The following is a 13,743-nucleotide window of genomic DNA, read 5'->3' as shown; positions in this document are numbered from 1 at the left end:
CTGCGCCCTAGGCTGGTCGGGTGCTGCCGACCGGGACATCTCCCGACTGGGCGTCGGTGGAGGTCGCCGTCCCGCGCCCGTCGCGTCGGCTGCCGGGGGTCAGCATGGCCGGGTTCCGCCAACACACCCCCACGGCCGTGGACATCGCCATGGTCGCGCACCCGTCGGTCACGCTGATCGTCGACCTGAGCGAGGGCGAAGGACTCGGCTACCACACGCCTGGCCGGCACGGGCGCGGCAGCGTCGTCGTCGGCCTTCTCCCCGGCGATTTCCGGGCGGCGGGCCGGCGGGGCGAGTGCCTCCAGATCCGACTGGAGCCGGTCGTGGCGGCTGCGGCGCTCGGCGCGTCGACCGAGCTCACCGGGACGGTGGCGACCCTGGAGGAGGTCTGGGGTCGTGACGCCGGGCGGGTCGAGCAGAGGCTGCGCGCCGCCGGGTCGTGGGACGAGCGGTTCAGGATCGCGTGGGAGATCCTCGGCCGGCGGCTGGAATCCCGGCCGGCGGTCGATCCGGAGGTCGCCCACACCTGGCGGCGGACGCTCGCCACCCGGGGGCGGGTGCGCGTCGACGGGCTGGCGGACGGCGTCGGATGGAGCCGCAAGCGCCTCTGGTCCCGCTTCCGGGCCCAGGTCGGCATCACACCCAAACGCGCCGCCCGGCTGGTGCGGTTCGACCACGCCGCGCACCTTCTCGCGGCGGGGCAGGCCGCCGCCAGCGTCGCCACCGAGAGCGGCTACGTCGACCAGTCCCACCTGCACCGCGAGATCAGGGCGATCGCCGGGCTCACCCCCGCCGCCGTGGCCAACGCCCCGTGGCTCGCGATCGACGATGTCGCGTGGCCGGCTCCATCGCGACCCGGAGCCCCGGTCACGCGTGGCGAACGCCACGCCGGTCTCTGACGACGGGCGGTCACCGACCGCTGCCGACACCCGGCGTCGTCGTGTGGTTCGCCGGTGAGCGGCTCCGCCGGGGGGAGGCGTTTCGGCCCCCCGGCGGCGTCGGCGGGGCGGTCGACCGACGAGCGGCGGCCGGGGCAGCAAGCCGTGAACTTAGTCGATACGGTGTTCGCGGCGCGCCGGCCGGTGCGCCTTGCCACACAACAAAGACGGGGGTTTCATGCTGCTCAGACGCTTGACGACACTTGGTATGGCGGCCGGGCTCATCACCGGAACCGTGCTGACGATCGCTGCCGCGCCGGCCCAGGCGGCACCGACCAGTGTGACGTCGTACTCGTTCACCAGTGAGGCCGGTGACTACATCGGCGGTGGACAGACGCGCGACTACCAGGCGCCGTCGGCCAACATTCGGCTCTCCGGCACCGCCGGGTACGTGACGATGCGGGTGGACGCCGGTTCGGAGTGGTGGACGATCGAGTTGGCCGCCCCGAACGGTGACGTACTCCGGCCGGGACGCTATCTGGACGCGGAGCGGGCCGCCTTCCGTACCGGCCGCTCACCGGGGCTGGACGTGTCGGGGACCGGGCGGGGCTGCAACCGGGTGTACGGCAACTTCTGGATCGACCAGATCGGCACCGCCGCCGACGGCACGGTGACGCTGCTGGACGCACGATTCACCCAGCACTGCGAGTCGGAGACCGCGCCTCGCCTGCAGGGGACGGTGAAGTTCGCCGCCTACCCGCTGTCGTACCGGTTCGCCAGCGACGCCGGGGACTACATCGGCGGTGGGGTCACCAAGTCGTACACCAACGCCACGTCGGTGTTCGGCCTTCGGGGTACCGCGAGCGGCGTGTCGTTCTCGGTCTCCGGCCAGCGCGACTACTGGTCGGTCGACCTGTACCCGCCGGCGGGGGAGACGCTGCGGGTGGGTACCTACACCGACGCCCAGCGGTATCCGTTCAACGAGAGCGGCCACCCCGGCCTCTCGGTGAGCGGAAACGGGCGTGGCTGCAACACGCTGACCGGGCAGTTCACCATCAAGGAGATAGCGTTCGACGCGTCGGGTGCGGTGAGCGCACTCTCCGCGACGTACGTGCAGCACTGCGAGGGCGGTACGCCGGCGTTGCACGGCACGATCCGCTACTTCGCCTGACCGGGGCCGCCGGGCGGGGGCGTGACCGATGGGTCGCGCCCCCGTCGCACGTCCACTCCCGACATCGGCGACGGATCGGTGGCAACGGTCGCCGAACTGAGTGACCGGTCAGCGGACGAGTGGCGGAAAACCGTACTTCACACCTGGATCGGACTCGCCGCGAGGGTGCTTCACGCAGAACTGGTGCACCGATTTCACATTGCCCCTAGTCAATGCCGTAGGGCGATGCTATGAATTGGTGGGTCGCTGGCGACCTACCAGGGCAATGCCGCCTCCACCGTCTAGGCATCGACGTCGTTTGGGGAGAGAACAGTACATGAGCGAAGATCAGGATGGTTGGTTGCGGTCTGTACGGCGGCGTTGCGCGAGAGCTGTCGCCACGGCGGTGGCATCCGCCGGAATCGTGGTGCTCGCCGTCGGGCTCACCGCGGGCGCCGCTGCCGCAGGCGCGGGCCCCGCTGAACCCGGGTCGCTGAACGCCCCGTTGGCCGCCGCCCCGACGGTCTCCAGCGTCGCCGCCGGTTACGCACACACCTGTGCGATCAGCACCGACGGAGGACTCTGGTGCTGGGGCGGCAACAGCAGCGGTCAGCTCGGTGACGGCACCACCACGAACCGGAGCACTCCGGTGCGGGTCGGCAGCGCCAACACCTGGGCGAGCATCGACGCCGGCACCAGTTACACCTGTGCGGTACGCACCGACGGCACGCTGTGGTGCTGGGGCCGCAACAGCAGCAACCAGCTCGGTGACGGCACCAGCACGAACCGGACCAGCCCGGTGCAGGTCGGCACCGCCACCACCTGGGCCAGTGTCAGCGCCGGTGACGGTCACACCTGTGCCACCCGGACCGACGGCAGCCTGTGGTGCTGGGGACGTAACCGCAACGGCCAGCTCGGTACCGGTGCCGCCCTCGCCGACGCGACCACCCCGGTACGGGTCGACACGGCGACCAACTGGGCGAGCGTCGCCGCCGGCTACGCACACACCTGTGCCCGCCGGACCGACGGCACCCTGTGGTGCTGGGGTGACAGCTCGAACGGACAGCTCGGTATCGGCGTCCTGAGCTACCGGACGGCTCCGGCCCGGGTCGGTACCGGGACCACCTGGACCGGCGTGGTGACCGGGTACACCTTCACCTGTGCGGTCCGCGCGGACCGGACGCTGTGGTGCTGGGGTGAGAACGGGTACGGCCAGCTCGGCGTCACCGGCACCCACCAGACCTCGCCGATCCAGGTCGGCAGCGCCACCACCTGGACGTCGGTGCTCGGCGGCAACGACACGGCCTGCGCGACCCGCACCGACGGCAGCCTCTGGTGCTGGGGCAACAACTCGATGGGACAGCTCGGCGACGGCACCACCACTCACCGGTACGCCCCGACCCGGGTCGGCAGCGCCACCACCTGGGCCAACGGGGTTGTCGGCAGCTACCACAACTGTGCGGTCCGCACCGACGGCGGCCTCTGGTGCTGGGGCAACAACTCGGCGGGACAGCTCGGCGACGGTACGCTCACCCAGCGGTCCGCCCCGACGCAGGTGGCCATCCCGGGCTGACCGTGACCACCGTTTCGCTGTCATACCGTCGGCCCGCGCCGCAGATCCTCCAGCGGCCGGGCCGACGGCATGACGAACGGGACCATCGGAGACCGTGGATATCCCTCAGCGGTGCGCGAAGACGAAGCCACCCACGAGGTCCCGGGCCGGGCGCTGCACCATCTCGGCCTCGCCCCTGAAGCCGGCGGCCTCCAGCCAGGCCGTGACCCGAGCCGGCGACCGGCGACGCAGGTGGACGTGCATCGGGTGGCCGCCGACCTCGCAGGTAGGCAGTTATCCGGCAGCCGACCCACCGCCCCACCGTCGTCACCTGCCCGGCCGGCTGGGGTCGGCGTTCGCCAGGCGCTATGGTCGGCGCTATGCGGAAGCGACAGCACCGGACCGGCGTCGAGCGGCGGCTCGCGCTCTCGATCCTGGTGGTGCTGGCGGTGGTCGTCGCGGCCGTACGCGCCGGTCAGGCGCTGGGCATGTGCATCGTGGTCCGGCTGGCCCGCACCGTTCCGGGCTGCGTGCCCGCCTGGTCGGCCGACCGGGCCCCGCCGGGCCGGCCCTGCCCGGCCCGACCGTTCACCGCGCTGCCCTGACGCCGAGCCGCTCCGGCCGGCGGTCGGCAGCCGTCCCGCCTGGAGCGCTCCGCAATGGAAATCGAACGTACGACCCTGCCCGGCATCGGGTTACGACAGACCTTCACCACGGCACAGGGCCACCGGATCGGCATCGTCGAATACCACGACGGCGACCGCCGGGACGTCGTCCACGACGATCCTGACGACCCCGACCGGATGGTCGGCTTCACCCTGACCCGCGCCGAGGCGGTCGCCCTGGCCACCCTGCTCGGCTTCCCGGAGCTGGTCGACGTCGCTGCCCGACCGGCCGTGCCGGTGGCGCCGGCAGCGGCTGCGGCGAATCCCCGGACCGCACCGTCGGCACCTGCTCCTCGGCGGTGACTCCGCAGCGGTCACCGGGGTCAGCGAACCTGTGATCCGTCGAAACCAAGCTTGGCGATAAGAGCCCGAGGTGGTGTCGCCACACGACTCCGCCGAGATACTCTCGTCGCTCGCCGGCTACCTCTCGGCGGGATATGAACGGCGCGGTCGAGACCGGCAGTCGGGTCTCATCCCGCAACCGCGCCTGATACGCACACCCCCGGCTCCCGACGCTGGCTGTCGGGGTGGGCGTAGCTGGTGAGGGCGGCGAGCCGGCGTTCGGCCTCGACCCGCTCGGGTGCCCTGAGGCGATCGAAGATGGCCAGGGTCCGCGCCCAGTACCGGCACGCCTCGGCGTGCTCTTCCCGCTCGAGGAGGCCGGCGATGCCGGCGAGGGCTCGTCCCTGCTCGTAGGGATGGTTGATCCGGGTGGCCACCCGCAGCGCGTGGTGGTGGAAGCCGGCGGCCTCGTCGAGCCGTCCCTGGGCGGCGAGCGTCAGACCGATCCCGTTGAGCGCGGCCGCCTCGCTCTGCCGCTCACCGAACTGTTCCGCCGCGGTCAGCGCGAGTTCGTGGTACTGGCGGGCGTCGTCGAACCGGCGTAGCCCGCGCAGCGCGCTACCCAGCTCGTTGAGGGCGAACGCCTCGCCGTAGCGGTTGTCGGTGCGGTCCCGTAGCCCGGCCGAGGCGCGCAGGAAGCGGGCGGCCAGCCCGAACTGGCCGAGACGCGACCTGACCGCCCCGATGTTGGCCAGGGCGTTGGCGAGGTTGAACGGACTGCCGGACAGGCGTGCCACGTAGAGGTGCCGCCGGTGTGTGGCCAGAGCTTCCTGGTACTCACCGAGGAACATCTGCACCAGGCCGATGTTCGGCAGGATGGTCAGCACATAGTCACCCCACGACGGACGATCCGCCAACAGATCACGGTGTAGGGCGAGCAGGTCTTCCACCCGGCCCAGGTGCCAGTAGACGGCCCCGAGGTTGGTCTTGCTGCCGCTGGCGCCCGCCCGGTCCCCGGTCCGCTCCCGCACCTCGATCGCGGTCTTCAGGTCCCGGACCGCGAGCTGCAGATTACCGCTGCGCATGTAGGCGTACGCCCGGTAGTTGCACATCGTGGCGACGCCCGACTCGTCACCGCACTGTCGCGCCGCCCGTAGCCCGTACTCGTAGGTGTCGAGAATGTCGTCGTAGTAGCCCCGCATCATGTAGAACCGCCACGCCGAGGCGGCCAGCCGCCACGTCCACTGCGGGCTGATCTCCGCCGCGAGTCGGACGAGCGCCCGCAGGTTCTGCCGTTCCGTCTCCAGCCACTCCAGATCTGTCGGGAGCGCCGAGAGCAGATCCGGCCGCAGCGGTCCGCCCGGGCTCACCCTCGCCGGAATCTGGACCGGCTCCATCGCCCGGCTCGCCGCCAGACAGGCATGCACGTAGTAGTCGAACAACCGCTCGACGGCCGCAGACCGCTCCGCCGGCTCGTCCCGGCCCGCGGTCAGCTCGCGCGCGTAGTCGCGGACCAGGTCGTGCAGCCGGAACCGGCCGGCGGCCGGCTCCTGGACGAGATGGCGGTCGACCAGTTCCGCCATCAGTGTCTCCGCCCTCATCAGCGAGACGTCCGCCAGCGCCGCCGCCACCCCCACCCCGAAGTGCTCGCCGGGAAAGAGTCCCAACAGCCGGAACATCCGGCGTGCCGGCTCCGGCAGCGGCTCGTACGACAGGCTGAACGCGTTGGCGACGGTGCTGTCCTCGGCCGAGAGTTCGTCCAACACGGGGCGGGCGCCGGCCAACCGTTCCGCGAGATCCGACACCCGCCATTCCGGACGGTGTGCCAACCGGGCACCCGCCAGCCGGATCGCGAGCGGGAGATATCCGCACCGGCCCACCACCGCCGCAACGGCTTCCGGTTCGGCGTCGACCCGCTCCCGCCCGACGAGCCTCGCCAGCAGGTCGACCGCCTCGGCGCGGTCCAGCAGCGGCAGGGTCAGCGGCGGCACGCTGCTACTGACCACCAGCCGCCGCCGGCTGGTCACCAGCGTCAGCGAGCCCGGCGCCGACGGCAGCAACGGGGTCACCTGCTCGCTGCTGCCCGCGTTGTCCAGCACCACCACCACTCGCCGGCAGGCCAGTTCCGAGCGCCACAGCGCGATCCGATGGTCGAGTTCCGCCGGAATCCGACTTGCCGGGACGCCCAGCTGGCGCAGCAGGGTGATCAGTGCCGCCGCCGCGCTGACCTGACCGTCCGCGCCGTGTCCACCCAGGTCCACGAACAACTGCCCGTCCGGGTACGAGCCGGCGAGCCGCCCGGCCAGCCGAACCGCGACCGCCGTCTTGCCGATCCCGGCCATGCCGTCGATGACGAGCACCGCCGACGAATTCGGGTCCGACCGCCGGATCGCCGTCGACAACCGGTCCACCAGCCCGTCCCGACCGGTGAAGTCCGCCGGTGTCCGGGGCAACCAGCGCGCCGGCACCGCCCCGGCGGCATCCGGCACCGCCGACCTCGGGGACGGTGATTCCGTGCCGGTCCGGGGCGTCGACCGGTCCCGGAGGCGCGGCCCGGCAACGGCTGCGTCGAGTACCGGGTCCCGGTTGAGTACCGCCTGGTGCAACCGCTGCAATTCCGCGCCCGGTTCGATGCCCAACTGCTCCACCAGTGCCGAACGCGCCACGCCGAACGCGGCCAGCGCCCCCGGTACGTCCCCCTCCTGGTACAGCGCCCGGATCAGCAACCCGTGCCCGCCCTCACGCAGCGGATGGGCGCTCAGGTGGTCTCGCAGCATCATCACCGCGACTCCCGAACGCCCGGTCGCCAGGCAGACCTCCGCCCACTGCTCGACCATCCCGAGTCGCAACTCCCGCATCGCCTCGGCCCGCGCCGACAGCGTCGGGCCCAGCGGCAGTCCGGGCAGCATCCGTCCCCGCCACCGCCCCTCCGCCCGGCCGAGCGACCGCTCCGCTACGGCGAGATCCCCGCTGGCCAGCGCGACGGACGCCTCCTGAAGCTCCGCCGTGAACCCGAACACGTCCACGTCCTCCGGCCGCAGACCGAGTTCGTAGCCGTCGCCGTGCCGGACGAGCAGACCACGGGCGGGCGCGACCCCGTCCAACAGCCGGCGCAGGTTCGCCGCGTACCCGCGCAGGTTCGCCACCGCCGACGCCGGGGGACCCGAGGGCCACAGCTCGTCGACCATCTCCGGCATGCCGACCGGCCGGCCCGGCTGCAACGCCAACATGCTCAGCACCACCTGCTGCTTCGGCGGCCCGGGCGGCAGCGGTACGTCGTCGACGACGATCTCCAGCGGCCCGAGAAGCCGAACCTCCAGCATCGCAGCTCCCTCAACCACGGCCGACGTCACCCGCTGTCGACGCATCCTATCGACGCCCGCCACCGAAAAGGCGGCGCGAGCCTCGGAACCAGCGGCGACGGCGCCCGCCCGGGAGTCCCGCCGGGCTCCCTGCGGGACGGAGCACGGATGAAGACCGGCGGGACGGAGCACGAATGAAGAAAGGCGACCGGCGACAGGGATGAGATCGTGACTGCGCGGCGTCCGGTCACGCCGCCCCCACCCGGGCAGTCGTCGTCGACAGCGGCGTCGCCCGGCCGGGTCACGGCCCACAACTGGAAGGCAGGACGATCATGGCGCACATCGATCTCGGGGTCGACGAGAAGCAGTTTCCCGGCATCGCCGGCCCGATGCGGTACCGGCCGGAAACGGCGAAGCCGCTCAACGAGTTGGCCGAGGTACTGCTGCGGGCTCCGCACTCGCTGCCGGCCGGTGAGCGGGAACTGATCGCCGCGTACGTCTCCGGGCGCAACGAGTGCAACTTCTGCTGCGCGTCGCACTCGGCGTTCGCCGCCGCGCAGCTCGACGACGGCATGACCCTTGTCGACCAGGTACGCGCGGACCTCGACACCGCGCCGGTCTCGGCCAAACTGCGGGCGCTGCTGCGCATCGCCGGGGCGGTACAGGTCAGCGGCCGCAACGTCACCACCGAACTGGTCGCCGAGGCTCGCGCGAACGGTGCCACCGATCTGGAGATCCACGACACCGTCCTGATCGCCGCCGCGTTCTGCATGTTCAACCGGTACGTCGACGGTCTCGGCACCTTCGCACCCGTCGGACCGGACGCCTACGCCGAGTCCGCACGCCGGATCGTCCAGGTCGGCTACGGGGCGGCGGTGCGCGGGTAGCCGGCGGAGAAATCCGGCCCCCTGAGCACAGCCAAGGGTGACCACACCCCGATCCCGCTGCGATGGTCGATGGAGAAGCCTTGCCAGGCCCGTCACCCGTGAGTCGGAGGGATCGATGGACCACCCACGCCGTCTGCTCGACGCCGCGAGGCAGCTCCGAGCGGACATGGTCGACCGGCTGAGCACGCTCGTCGGGTGCGAATCGGCACCGGGCTCGCTGCCCCAACTGGAGTCCTGTGCCGACCTGCTCGCCGGCTGGGGGGAGGAGGTGCTCGGCCGGCCCGCCCGGCGGGTCGTGGTCGACGGCCTACCGCACCTGCTCTGGCCGGCCGCCGACCAGCGGGTGCTGCTCCTCGGCCACTTCGACACCGTCTTCCCGGTCGGCACGATCCGGTCCAGACCCTTCACCGTACGCGGGGACGTCGCGACGGGTCCCGGTGTCTGCGACATGAAGGCCGGCATCGTGCAGATGTTCTCGGCACTGCGGCTGGTCGAGGAGACCTCGGCGGTCGGCGTACTGCTCAGCTGCGACGAGGAGAGCGGGTCGGTCACCTCGCGGCCGCTGATCGAGCGGGAGGCGCGGCGCTCCGGTGCGGTACTGGTCTGCGAGGCGGCCACCCCGGACGGGCAGGTGAAGGTGGCCCGGAAGGGCGGTTCGGTGTACCGCCTCACCGTCTCGGGGCGTGCCGCCCACGCCGGTGTCGAACCACAGCGCGGTGTCAACGCCACGGTCGAGGTCGCCCACCAGGTCCTCACGCTGGGTGCGCTCGGCGCGCCGGACAGCGGTGGCACCTCGGTCACCCCGACCCTGCTCTCCGCCGGCACCACGACGAACACGGTGCCCGAGCGCGCCAGCCTCGCCGTCGACGTCCGGGCCTGGACCAGGGACGAACTCGAACGCGTCGACCACGCCATCCGCGGGCTGGTGCCGTACCTGCCCGAGGCGACGCTCGCGGTGCAGGGCGGGATCAACCGCTACCCGATGTCCCCGGAACTCGCGCGGCCACTCCTGGAGCTGGCCCAGTCGATCGCCTGCCGGCTCGGCATCCCGAACCTGGCCGGCGCGCACGCCGCCGGGGCGTCCGACGGCAACTTCACCGCCGCGCTGGGCGTGCCGACGCTGGACGGGCTGGGCGCGGTCGGCGGCGGGGCGCACTCCGCCGACGAGTACGTCTGCCTGGACCGCATGCCGGAACGGACCGCACTGCTGGCCGGGCTCGTCGACACGCTCTCCGCCGTGGAGCGCCCGGGGTCCCGATCCATCGACGGAATCCCGTAACGTGCTCACCGTCGGCGAACGACCGACAGCGAGAGGTCGGCGTCGGCATGGCTACGGGACAGCGCTCGGGATCGCGCATTCCGCTGCTCGGGGTGGAGGAGGAGTTCCTCGTCGTCGACGGTGAGCGGGGTGAGGTCGTACCGGAGGCGGCCACCGTCGTCGACCGGGCGCGCCCGGCCCTCGGTGCCCGGGTGGGCGGCGAGATCACCAAGCTTCAGGTCGAGACCCGCACGGACCCGTGCCGGAGCCTGGACGAACTCGGCCGGCAACTCGTCGAGGGCCGCGCCGTCGTCCAGGCCGCAGCCCTGTCGGTGGGCCTGCGGGTGATCGCGAGTGGCTCGCCGGTGCTCGGCCGTGCCGTGCCGCCGCCCATCACCGAGGGGCCGCGCCAGGACCGCGGCACCGCCACCTTCCGTGGACTGCACGACGAACTGGCGATCTGCGCCGTCCACGTCCACGTGGAGCAGCCCGATCGGGACCGTGCCGTGCTGATCGGCAACCATCTGCGGCAACACCTGCCGGTGTTTCTCGCCCTCTCGGCGAACTCGCCCTACTGGGCGGAGCGTGACACCGGATACGCGAGTTGGCGCAGCGTCACGTGGGGGCGTTGGCCGGTGGCCGGCCCGCCGCCGTTCCTGAGGTCGGCACGGCAGTACGACGACCACGTGCAGACGTTGCTGGAGGCGGGCGCACTGGTCGACCACGGCACGATCTTCTGGGATCTGCGACTGTCGACGAAGCATCCGACGCTGGAGGTACGGGTCGCCGACGTACCCGTCACCGCCGCCGAAGCCGCGGCACACGCCGCCCTGGTGCGGGCCCTCGCGGTCGTCGCCGGTGATGCGGTCGACCGGGGCGACGAGGGACCGGAGCTGGCGCCCGAGCTGATGCGGCTCGCGTACTGGCGGGCCGCCCGGGACGGGATGGGCGGCCACGGCGTCGACGTCGCCACCGGCCGGCTGCTGCCCGCCGCGACGCTCGCCGAGCGTCTGGTCGAGCTGGCCGGACCGGCGTTGGACGAGGCGGGTGACCGCGAGCGGGTCGAGGACTGGCTGGCCCGGCTGGTCACCGACGGCGACGGGGCGACCCGCCAGCGGGCGGCCGCGGCGCTGCGCGGACGCCTGGCCGACGTGGTCGACGAGATCGCCAACCGGACCGCGCCTGGCGTGTCCGGTGCCTGACGTGTCCGGCGCCTGACTGTCCGGCGCCTGGCGTGCCCGCCTCCACGACGCCTGCGCCGGATCGCTGCGGGTGAAGAAAGCACGCCGGCATAACGCGAATCGCCCCGGTCTCGGAAATGCTGGAGGAACCGGACGCCGGGGCAGGTAGCCCTCCCACCGGCGACGGCACACCCGATCAGGGGAGGCCACAGGTGACCGACGCAGACCTGCTACCCAAGATCCCGATCCGGCACGACCGGAGGCCGCCCGCCGAGATGGTGCGCGAGGCCGAGGCGTTCGCCGAACGGATGGCGCAGCGCCGTTCCGTACGCGACTTCGCCCCCGACCCCGTCCCCGACGGGGTGATCGAGGCCGCGATCCGGGCCGCCTCGACCGCGCCCAGTGGTGCCAACGTGCAACCGTGGCGGTTCGTCGTCCTGACCGACCCGGCCCGCAAACGCCGGCTACGCGTGGCGGCGGAGGCCGAGGAACGCGCGTTCTACGACCGCCGCGCCTCGCCGGAGTGGCTGGACGCGATCGCCGGGTTCGGCACCGACTGGCGGAAGCCGTTCCTGGAGACCGCACCGGCCGTCATCGTCGTGTTCGAGATACACCAGGGGCCGCACAGCCCGAAGCCGTACTACGTCAAGGAATCCGTCGGCATCGCGGTCGGCCTGCTGATCACCGCGCTGCACCACGCCGGCCTGGTCACCCTGACCCACACGCCCAGCCCGATGCGGTTCCTCAACGAGGTCTGTGAGCGGCCCCCGGAGGAGCGCCCGCACGTGGTGATGCCGGTCGGGTATCCCACGCCGGACGCCCAGGTCCCCGACCTGGCCCGCAAGCCTCTCGACGAGGTCATGGTCCGCTGGTGAGGTCCCTGGTCAGGAACTCGACCAGCGGCTCGACGTGCCGGTCCGGGCGCCGCCACTCGGCCAGCAGGTCCTCCAGCAGGTGCTGCTCGGCGAGCAGTTCCGCGCCCCGGTACCGCCGGATCACCGGATGGATGAAGGCGCTCTCCCGGGCCCGGTCCGGGCTCGGGTGCCGGTCGATGGCGAAGACGTCGCCGTAGTCGTCGCGGCCCCACCGGAGTGCGAGCGTGTACCACTGCGTCGCGGCTGCGAAGCGCTGCACCGCGTAGTCCTCCGGCAGGTCCTCGTAGTGCTGGAACTCGCCGGTGACGCGGTCGCGGACGAAGACGTCGCAGAGGTACTCGAACTGGGTCCAGAGCGCCGAGGACCAGTTGACCCGGTCCAGCATCAGTTTGGCCAGCGAAGCGGCGTCGGCCGGTGCCGTCGTGCAGGGCAACGGGACGTCCTCGTACCGCTCGCGCAGGATCCGGGTGAAGGTGCGGAGGTTGTACCGGAAGCCGTCGATGAACGGCGACGAGGCGTGCTTGACGTCCCGGGCCTGGGCGATGGTGCCGGCGAAGTACAGGTCGTCGACGTTGCTCGACTGCCAGTCCGGGCGCAACCCGGGCATCCGGCCGTCCCGCACCATGTCGGGGCGGGACGTATCGTCGAACATCGTGGTGTCCATCCGGAAACCGGTGCACCGCAACACCGTGTGGTAGTCGAGGACGGCGGTCTCACCGTCGGCGTGGGTGTACGTGATCGACACCTGGTACCGCCCGTCGACCGGCCGGATCTCGTCGATCGTGCAGTCGAGTACCGAGTGCAACGTCTTGAACTGGTAGCTGTCGAGGATCGCGCCGTACTGACCACGGACGTCACCGGGATGTTTGGTGTTCCAGGCGAGCCGCAGGGGCTGCCGGCTGGCGAGGTGCACCATCGAGGCCTGGCCGAGGATCGCCGACGCGGTCTCGAAAGCGGAGTTCCCCTTGCCGATGATCAGGACCCGCTGGCCCTTGTACGCGGTGGGGTCGACGACCATGTCCTCGTACCCGACGGCATGTTCGATGCCCTTGATGGCCGGTACGAACGGCAGGCCCCAGCCCGTCGCGACGACGAGGCAGCGGGCACGTACCTCGCCCTGGTCGGTCCGTACGGTGAAACCGTCGTCCGTCCGCGTGACCCGCTCGACGGTCGTGCCGTACCGGACGTTGAGCTGGTGGACCCGTTGGAACTCGGCGAGGTAGCGCACCAGGTCGTCGGCGGCGGGCAGGTACTCCTCGCTGAACTTCGGAAACAGCAGATCCGGGGAGTCGTTGAGCAGCGAATTCCAGTCCCAGCGCAGCCGGATCTCGGGATCGTTGCTGTCGGTGTGCACCTTGTTCAGCGAGATCAACCGGCGGTGCCGTGGAAACCGCCGGAAGAACCCGCCCGGCGCGTCGCCACCTTCGAGCGTCAGGTAGTCGGCGCGGTGCCGCTGAAGGTAGTAACTCAGCTGAAGTCCGGCGGGCCCCGCCCCGACGATGACGTACCTGTGCTCGCTGCCGACCATCCTGGAACCTTTCGACGGAGAGATGAGTCCATCGACCATGGAATGGATAGCGGAGCGTGTCAATGCCGCGCGTACCCGCCGGGATCGTGCTCGCCCGGGTGGCGGACCGTCCGGCGTGGTCCGGCCTGGCCCTCGTCGGGGTGCAGGGGGTGCTACCTGACCGGCGGAGTCCGGCACGTGGCTCC

Annotated in this window: 12 protein-coding genes; 9 read left to right on the top strand and 3 right to left on the bottom strand. The window is 71.7% G+C overall.

Features of this window, described 5'->3' with window-relative positions:
* The first annotated feature begins 20 nt into the window (after window positions 1-20).
* The 3 genes from V1634_RS28695 to V1634_RS28685 all read left to right on the top strand — a co-directional run bounded on the left by V1634_RS28695 (window position 21) and on the right by V1634_RS28685 (window position 3,601).
* A complete protein-coding gene (locus V1634_RS28695) occupies window positions 21-899 on the top strand; it encodes a helix-turn-helix domain-containing protein (protein WP_331210845.1) in 879 nt (292 codons plus the stop codon).
* Between the two features lie 232 nt (window positions 900-1,131).
* On the top strand, window positions 1,132-2,049 hold the full coding sequence (locus V1634_RS28690; protein ID WP_331210844.1) for a hypothetical protein: 918 nt from the start codon (window positions 1,132-1,134) through the stop codon (window positions 2,047-2,049).
* Between the two features lie 385 nt (window positions 2,050-2,434).
* Window positions 2,435-3,601 (top strand): RCC1 domain-containing protein, encoded by a 1,167-nt coding sequence (locus tag V1634_RS28685; RefSeq protein WP_456238624.1) that lies wholly within the window; start codon window positions 2,435-2,437, stop codon window positions 3,599-3,601.
* Window positions 3,602-3,706: 105 nt separating this feature from the next.
* Here V1634_RS28685 and V1634_RS28680 read toward each other — a convergent pair whose 3' ends face one another.
* Window positions 3,707-3,844: a hypothetical protein gene (locus tag V1634_RS28680; protein WP_331210842.1), complete on the bottom strand. Its 138-nt coding sequence runs from the start codon at window positions 3,842-3,844 to the stop codon at window positions 3,707-3,709.
* 116 nt (window positions 3,845-3,960) lie between these two features.
* Between V1634_RS28680 and V1634_RS28675 the strand changes: the two genes are divergently transcribed.
* Window positions 3,961-4,185: a hypothetical protein gene (locus tag V1634_RS28675; protein WP_331210841.1), complete on the top strand. Its 225-nt coding sequence runs from the start codon at window positions 3,961-3,963 to the stop codon at window positions 4,183-4,185.
* Window positions 4,186-4,239: 54 nt separating this feature from the next.
* Window positions 4,240-4,548 (top strand): potassium transporter TrkA, encoded by a 309-nt coding sequence (locus tag V1634_RS28670; protein ID WP_331210840.1) that lies wholly within the window; start codon window positions 4,240-4,242, stop codon window positions 4,546-4,548.
* Between the two features lie 167 nt (window positions 4,549-4,715).
* Here the strand turns inward: V1634_RS28670 and V1634_RS28665 are convergent, their stop codons facing one another.
* A complete protein-coding gene (locus V1634_RS28665; RefSeq protein WP_331210839.1) occupies window positions 4,716-7,850 on the bottom strand; it encodes an AfsR/SARP family transcriptional regulator in 3,135 nt (1,044 codons plus the stop codon).
* Between the two features lie 311 nt (window positions 7,851-8,161).
* On the opposite strand from V1634_RS28665, the gene V1634_RS28660 reads away from it, so the two are divergent.
* The 4 genes from V1634_RS28660 to V1634_RS28645 all read left to right on the top strand — a co-directional run bounded on the left by V1634_RS28660 (window position 8,162) and on the right by V1634_RS28645 (window position 12,030).
* The gene (locus V1634_RS28660) at window positions 8,162-8,716 is read left to right on the top strand and encodes a carboxymuconolactone decarboxylase family protein (RefSeq protein WP_331210838.1); all 555 of its coding nucleotides are present in this window, start codon (window positions 8,162-8,164) and stop codon (window positions 8,714-8,716) included.
* A 115-nt stretch (window positions 8,717-8,831) separates the two neighbouring features.
* On the top strand, window positions 8,832-9,995 hold the full coding sequence (locus V1634_RS28655; RefSeq protein WP_331210837.1) for a M20 family metallopeptidase: 1,164 nt from the start codon (window positions 8,832-8,834) through the stop codon (window positions 9,993-9,995).
* Between the two features lie 47 nt (window positions 9,996-10,042).
* The gene (locus tag V1634_RS28650) at window positions 10,043-11,176 is read left to right on the top strand and encodes a carboxylate-amine ligase (protein ID WP_331210836.1); all 1,134 of its coding nucleotides are present in this window, start codon (window positions 10,043-10,045) and stop codon (window positions 11,174-11,176) included.
* A 254-nt stretch (window positions 11,177-11,430) separates the two neighbouring features.
* Window positions 11,431-12,030, top strand: coding sequence for a nitroreductase family protein (locus tag V1634_RS28645; protein ID WP_331210902.1), 600 nt, complete (start codon window positions 11,431-11,433; stop codon window positions 12,028-12,030).
* On the opposite strand, the gene V1634_RS28640 is transcribed toward V1634_RS28645, so the two are convergent.
* Entirely contained in the window at window positions 12,014-13,558 is a 1,545-nt protein-coding gene (locus V1634_RS28640; protein WP_331210835.1) for an NAD(P)-binding domain-containing protein, read from the bottom strand. The two genes, V1634_RS28645 and V1634_RS28640, sit on opposite strands and share 17 nt — an antisense overlap.
* Between the last annotated feature and the right edge of the window lie 185 nt (window positions 13,559-13,743).

The sequence above is a fragment of the Plantactinospora veratri genome, assembly GCF_036421995.1.
GTDB classification, from domain to species: Bacteria; Actinomycetota; Actinomycetes; order Mycobacteriales; family Micromonosporaceae; genus Plantactinospora; species Plantactinospora veratri.
The sequence above is the reverse complement of the archived record's forward strand: the minus strand, read 5'-3'. Positions and strand labels throughout refer to the sequence as shown.

Bases quoted from the DNA above. Each gene is read 5' to 3' on its own strand.
- V1634_RS28680 (WP_331210842.1), bottom strand. From the start codon at position 3,844: ATGCACGTCCACCTGCGTCGCCGGTCGCCGGCTCGGGTCACGGCCTGG.
- V1634_RS28675 (WP_331210841.1), top strand. From the start codon at position 3,961: ATGCGGAAGCGACAGCACCGGACCGGCGTCGAGCGGCGGCTCGCGCTC.
- V1634_RS28670 (WP_331210840.1), top strand. From the start codon at position 4,240: ATGGAAATCGAACGTACGACCCTGCCCGGCATCGGGTTACGACAGACC.
- V1634_RS28665 (WP_331210839.1), bottom strand. From the start codon at position 7,850: ATGCTGGAGGTTCGGCTTCTCGGGCCGCTGGAGATCGTCGTCGACGAC.
- V1634_RS28660 (WP_331210838.1), top strand. From the start codon at position 8,162: ATGGCGCACATCGATCTCGGGGTCGACGAGAAGCAGTTTCCCGGCATC.
- V1634_RS28655 (WP_331210837.1), top strand. From the start codon at position 8,832: ATGGACCACCCACGCCGTCTGCTCGACGCCGCGAGGCAGCTCCGAGCG.
- V1634_RS28650 (WP_331210836.1), top strand. From the start codon at position 10,043: ATGGCTACGGGACAGCGCTCGGGATCGCGCATTCCGCTGCTCGGGGTG.
- V1634_RS28645 (WP_331210902.1), top strand. From the start codon at position 11,431: ATGGTGCGCGAGGCCGAGGCGTTCGCCGAACGGATGGCGCAGCGCCGT.
- V1634_RS28640 (WP_331210835.1), bottom strand. From the start codon at position 13,558: ATGGTCGGCAGCGAGCACAGGTACGTCATCGTCGGGGCGGGGCCCGCC.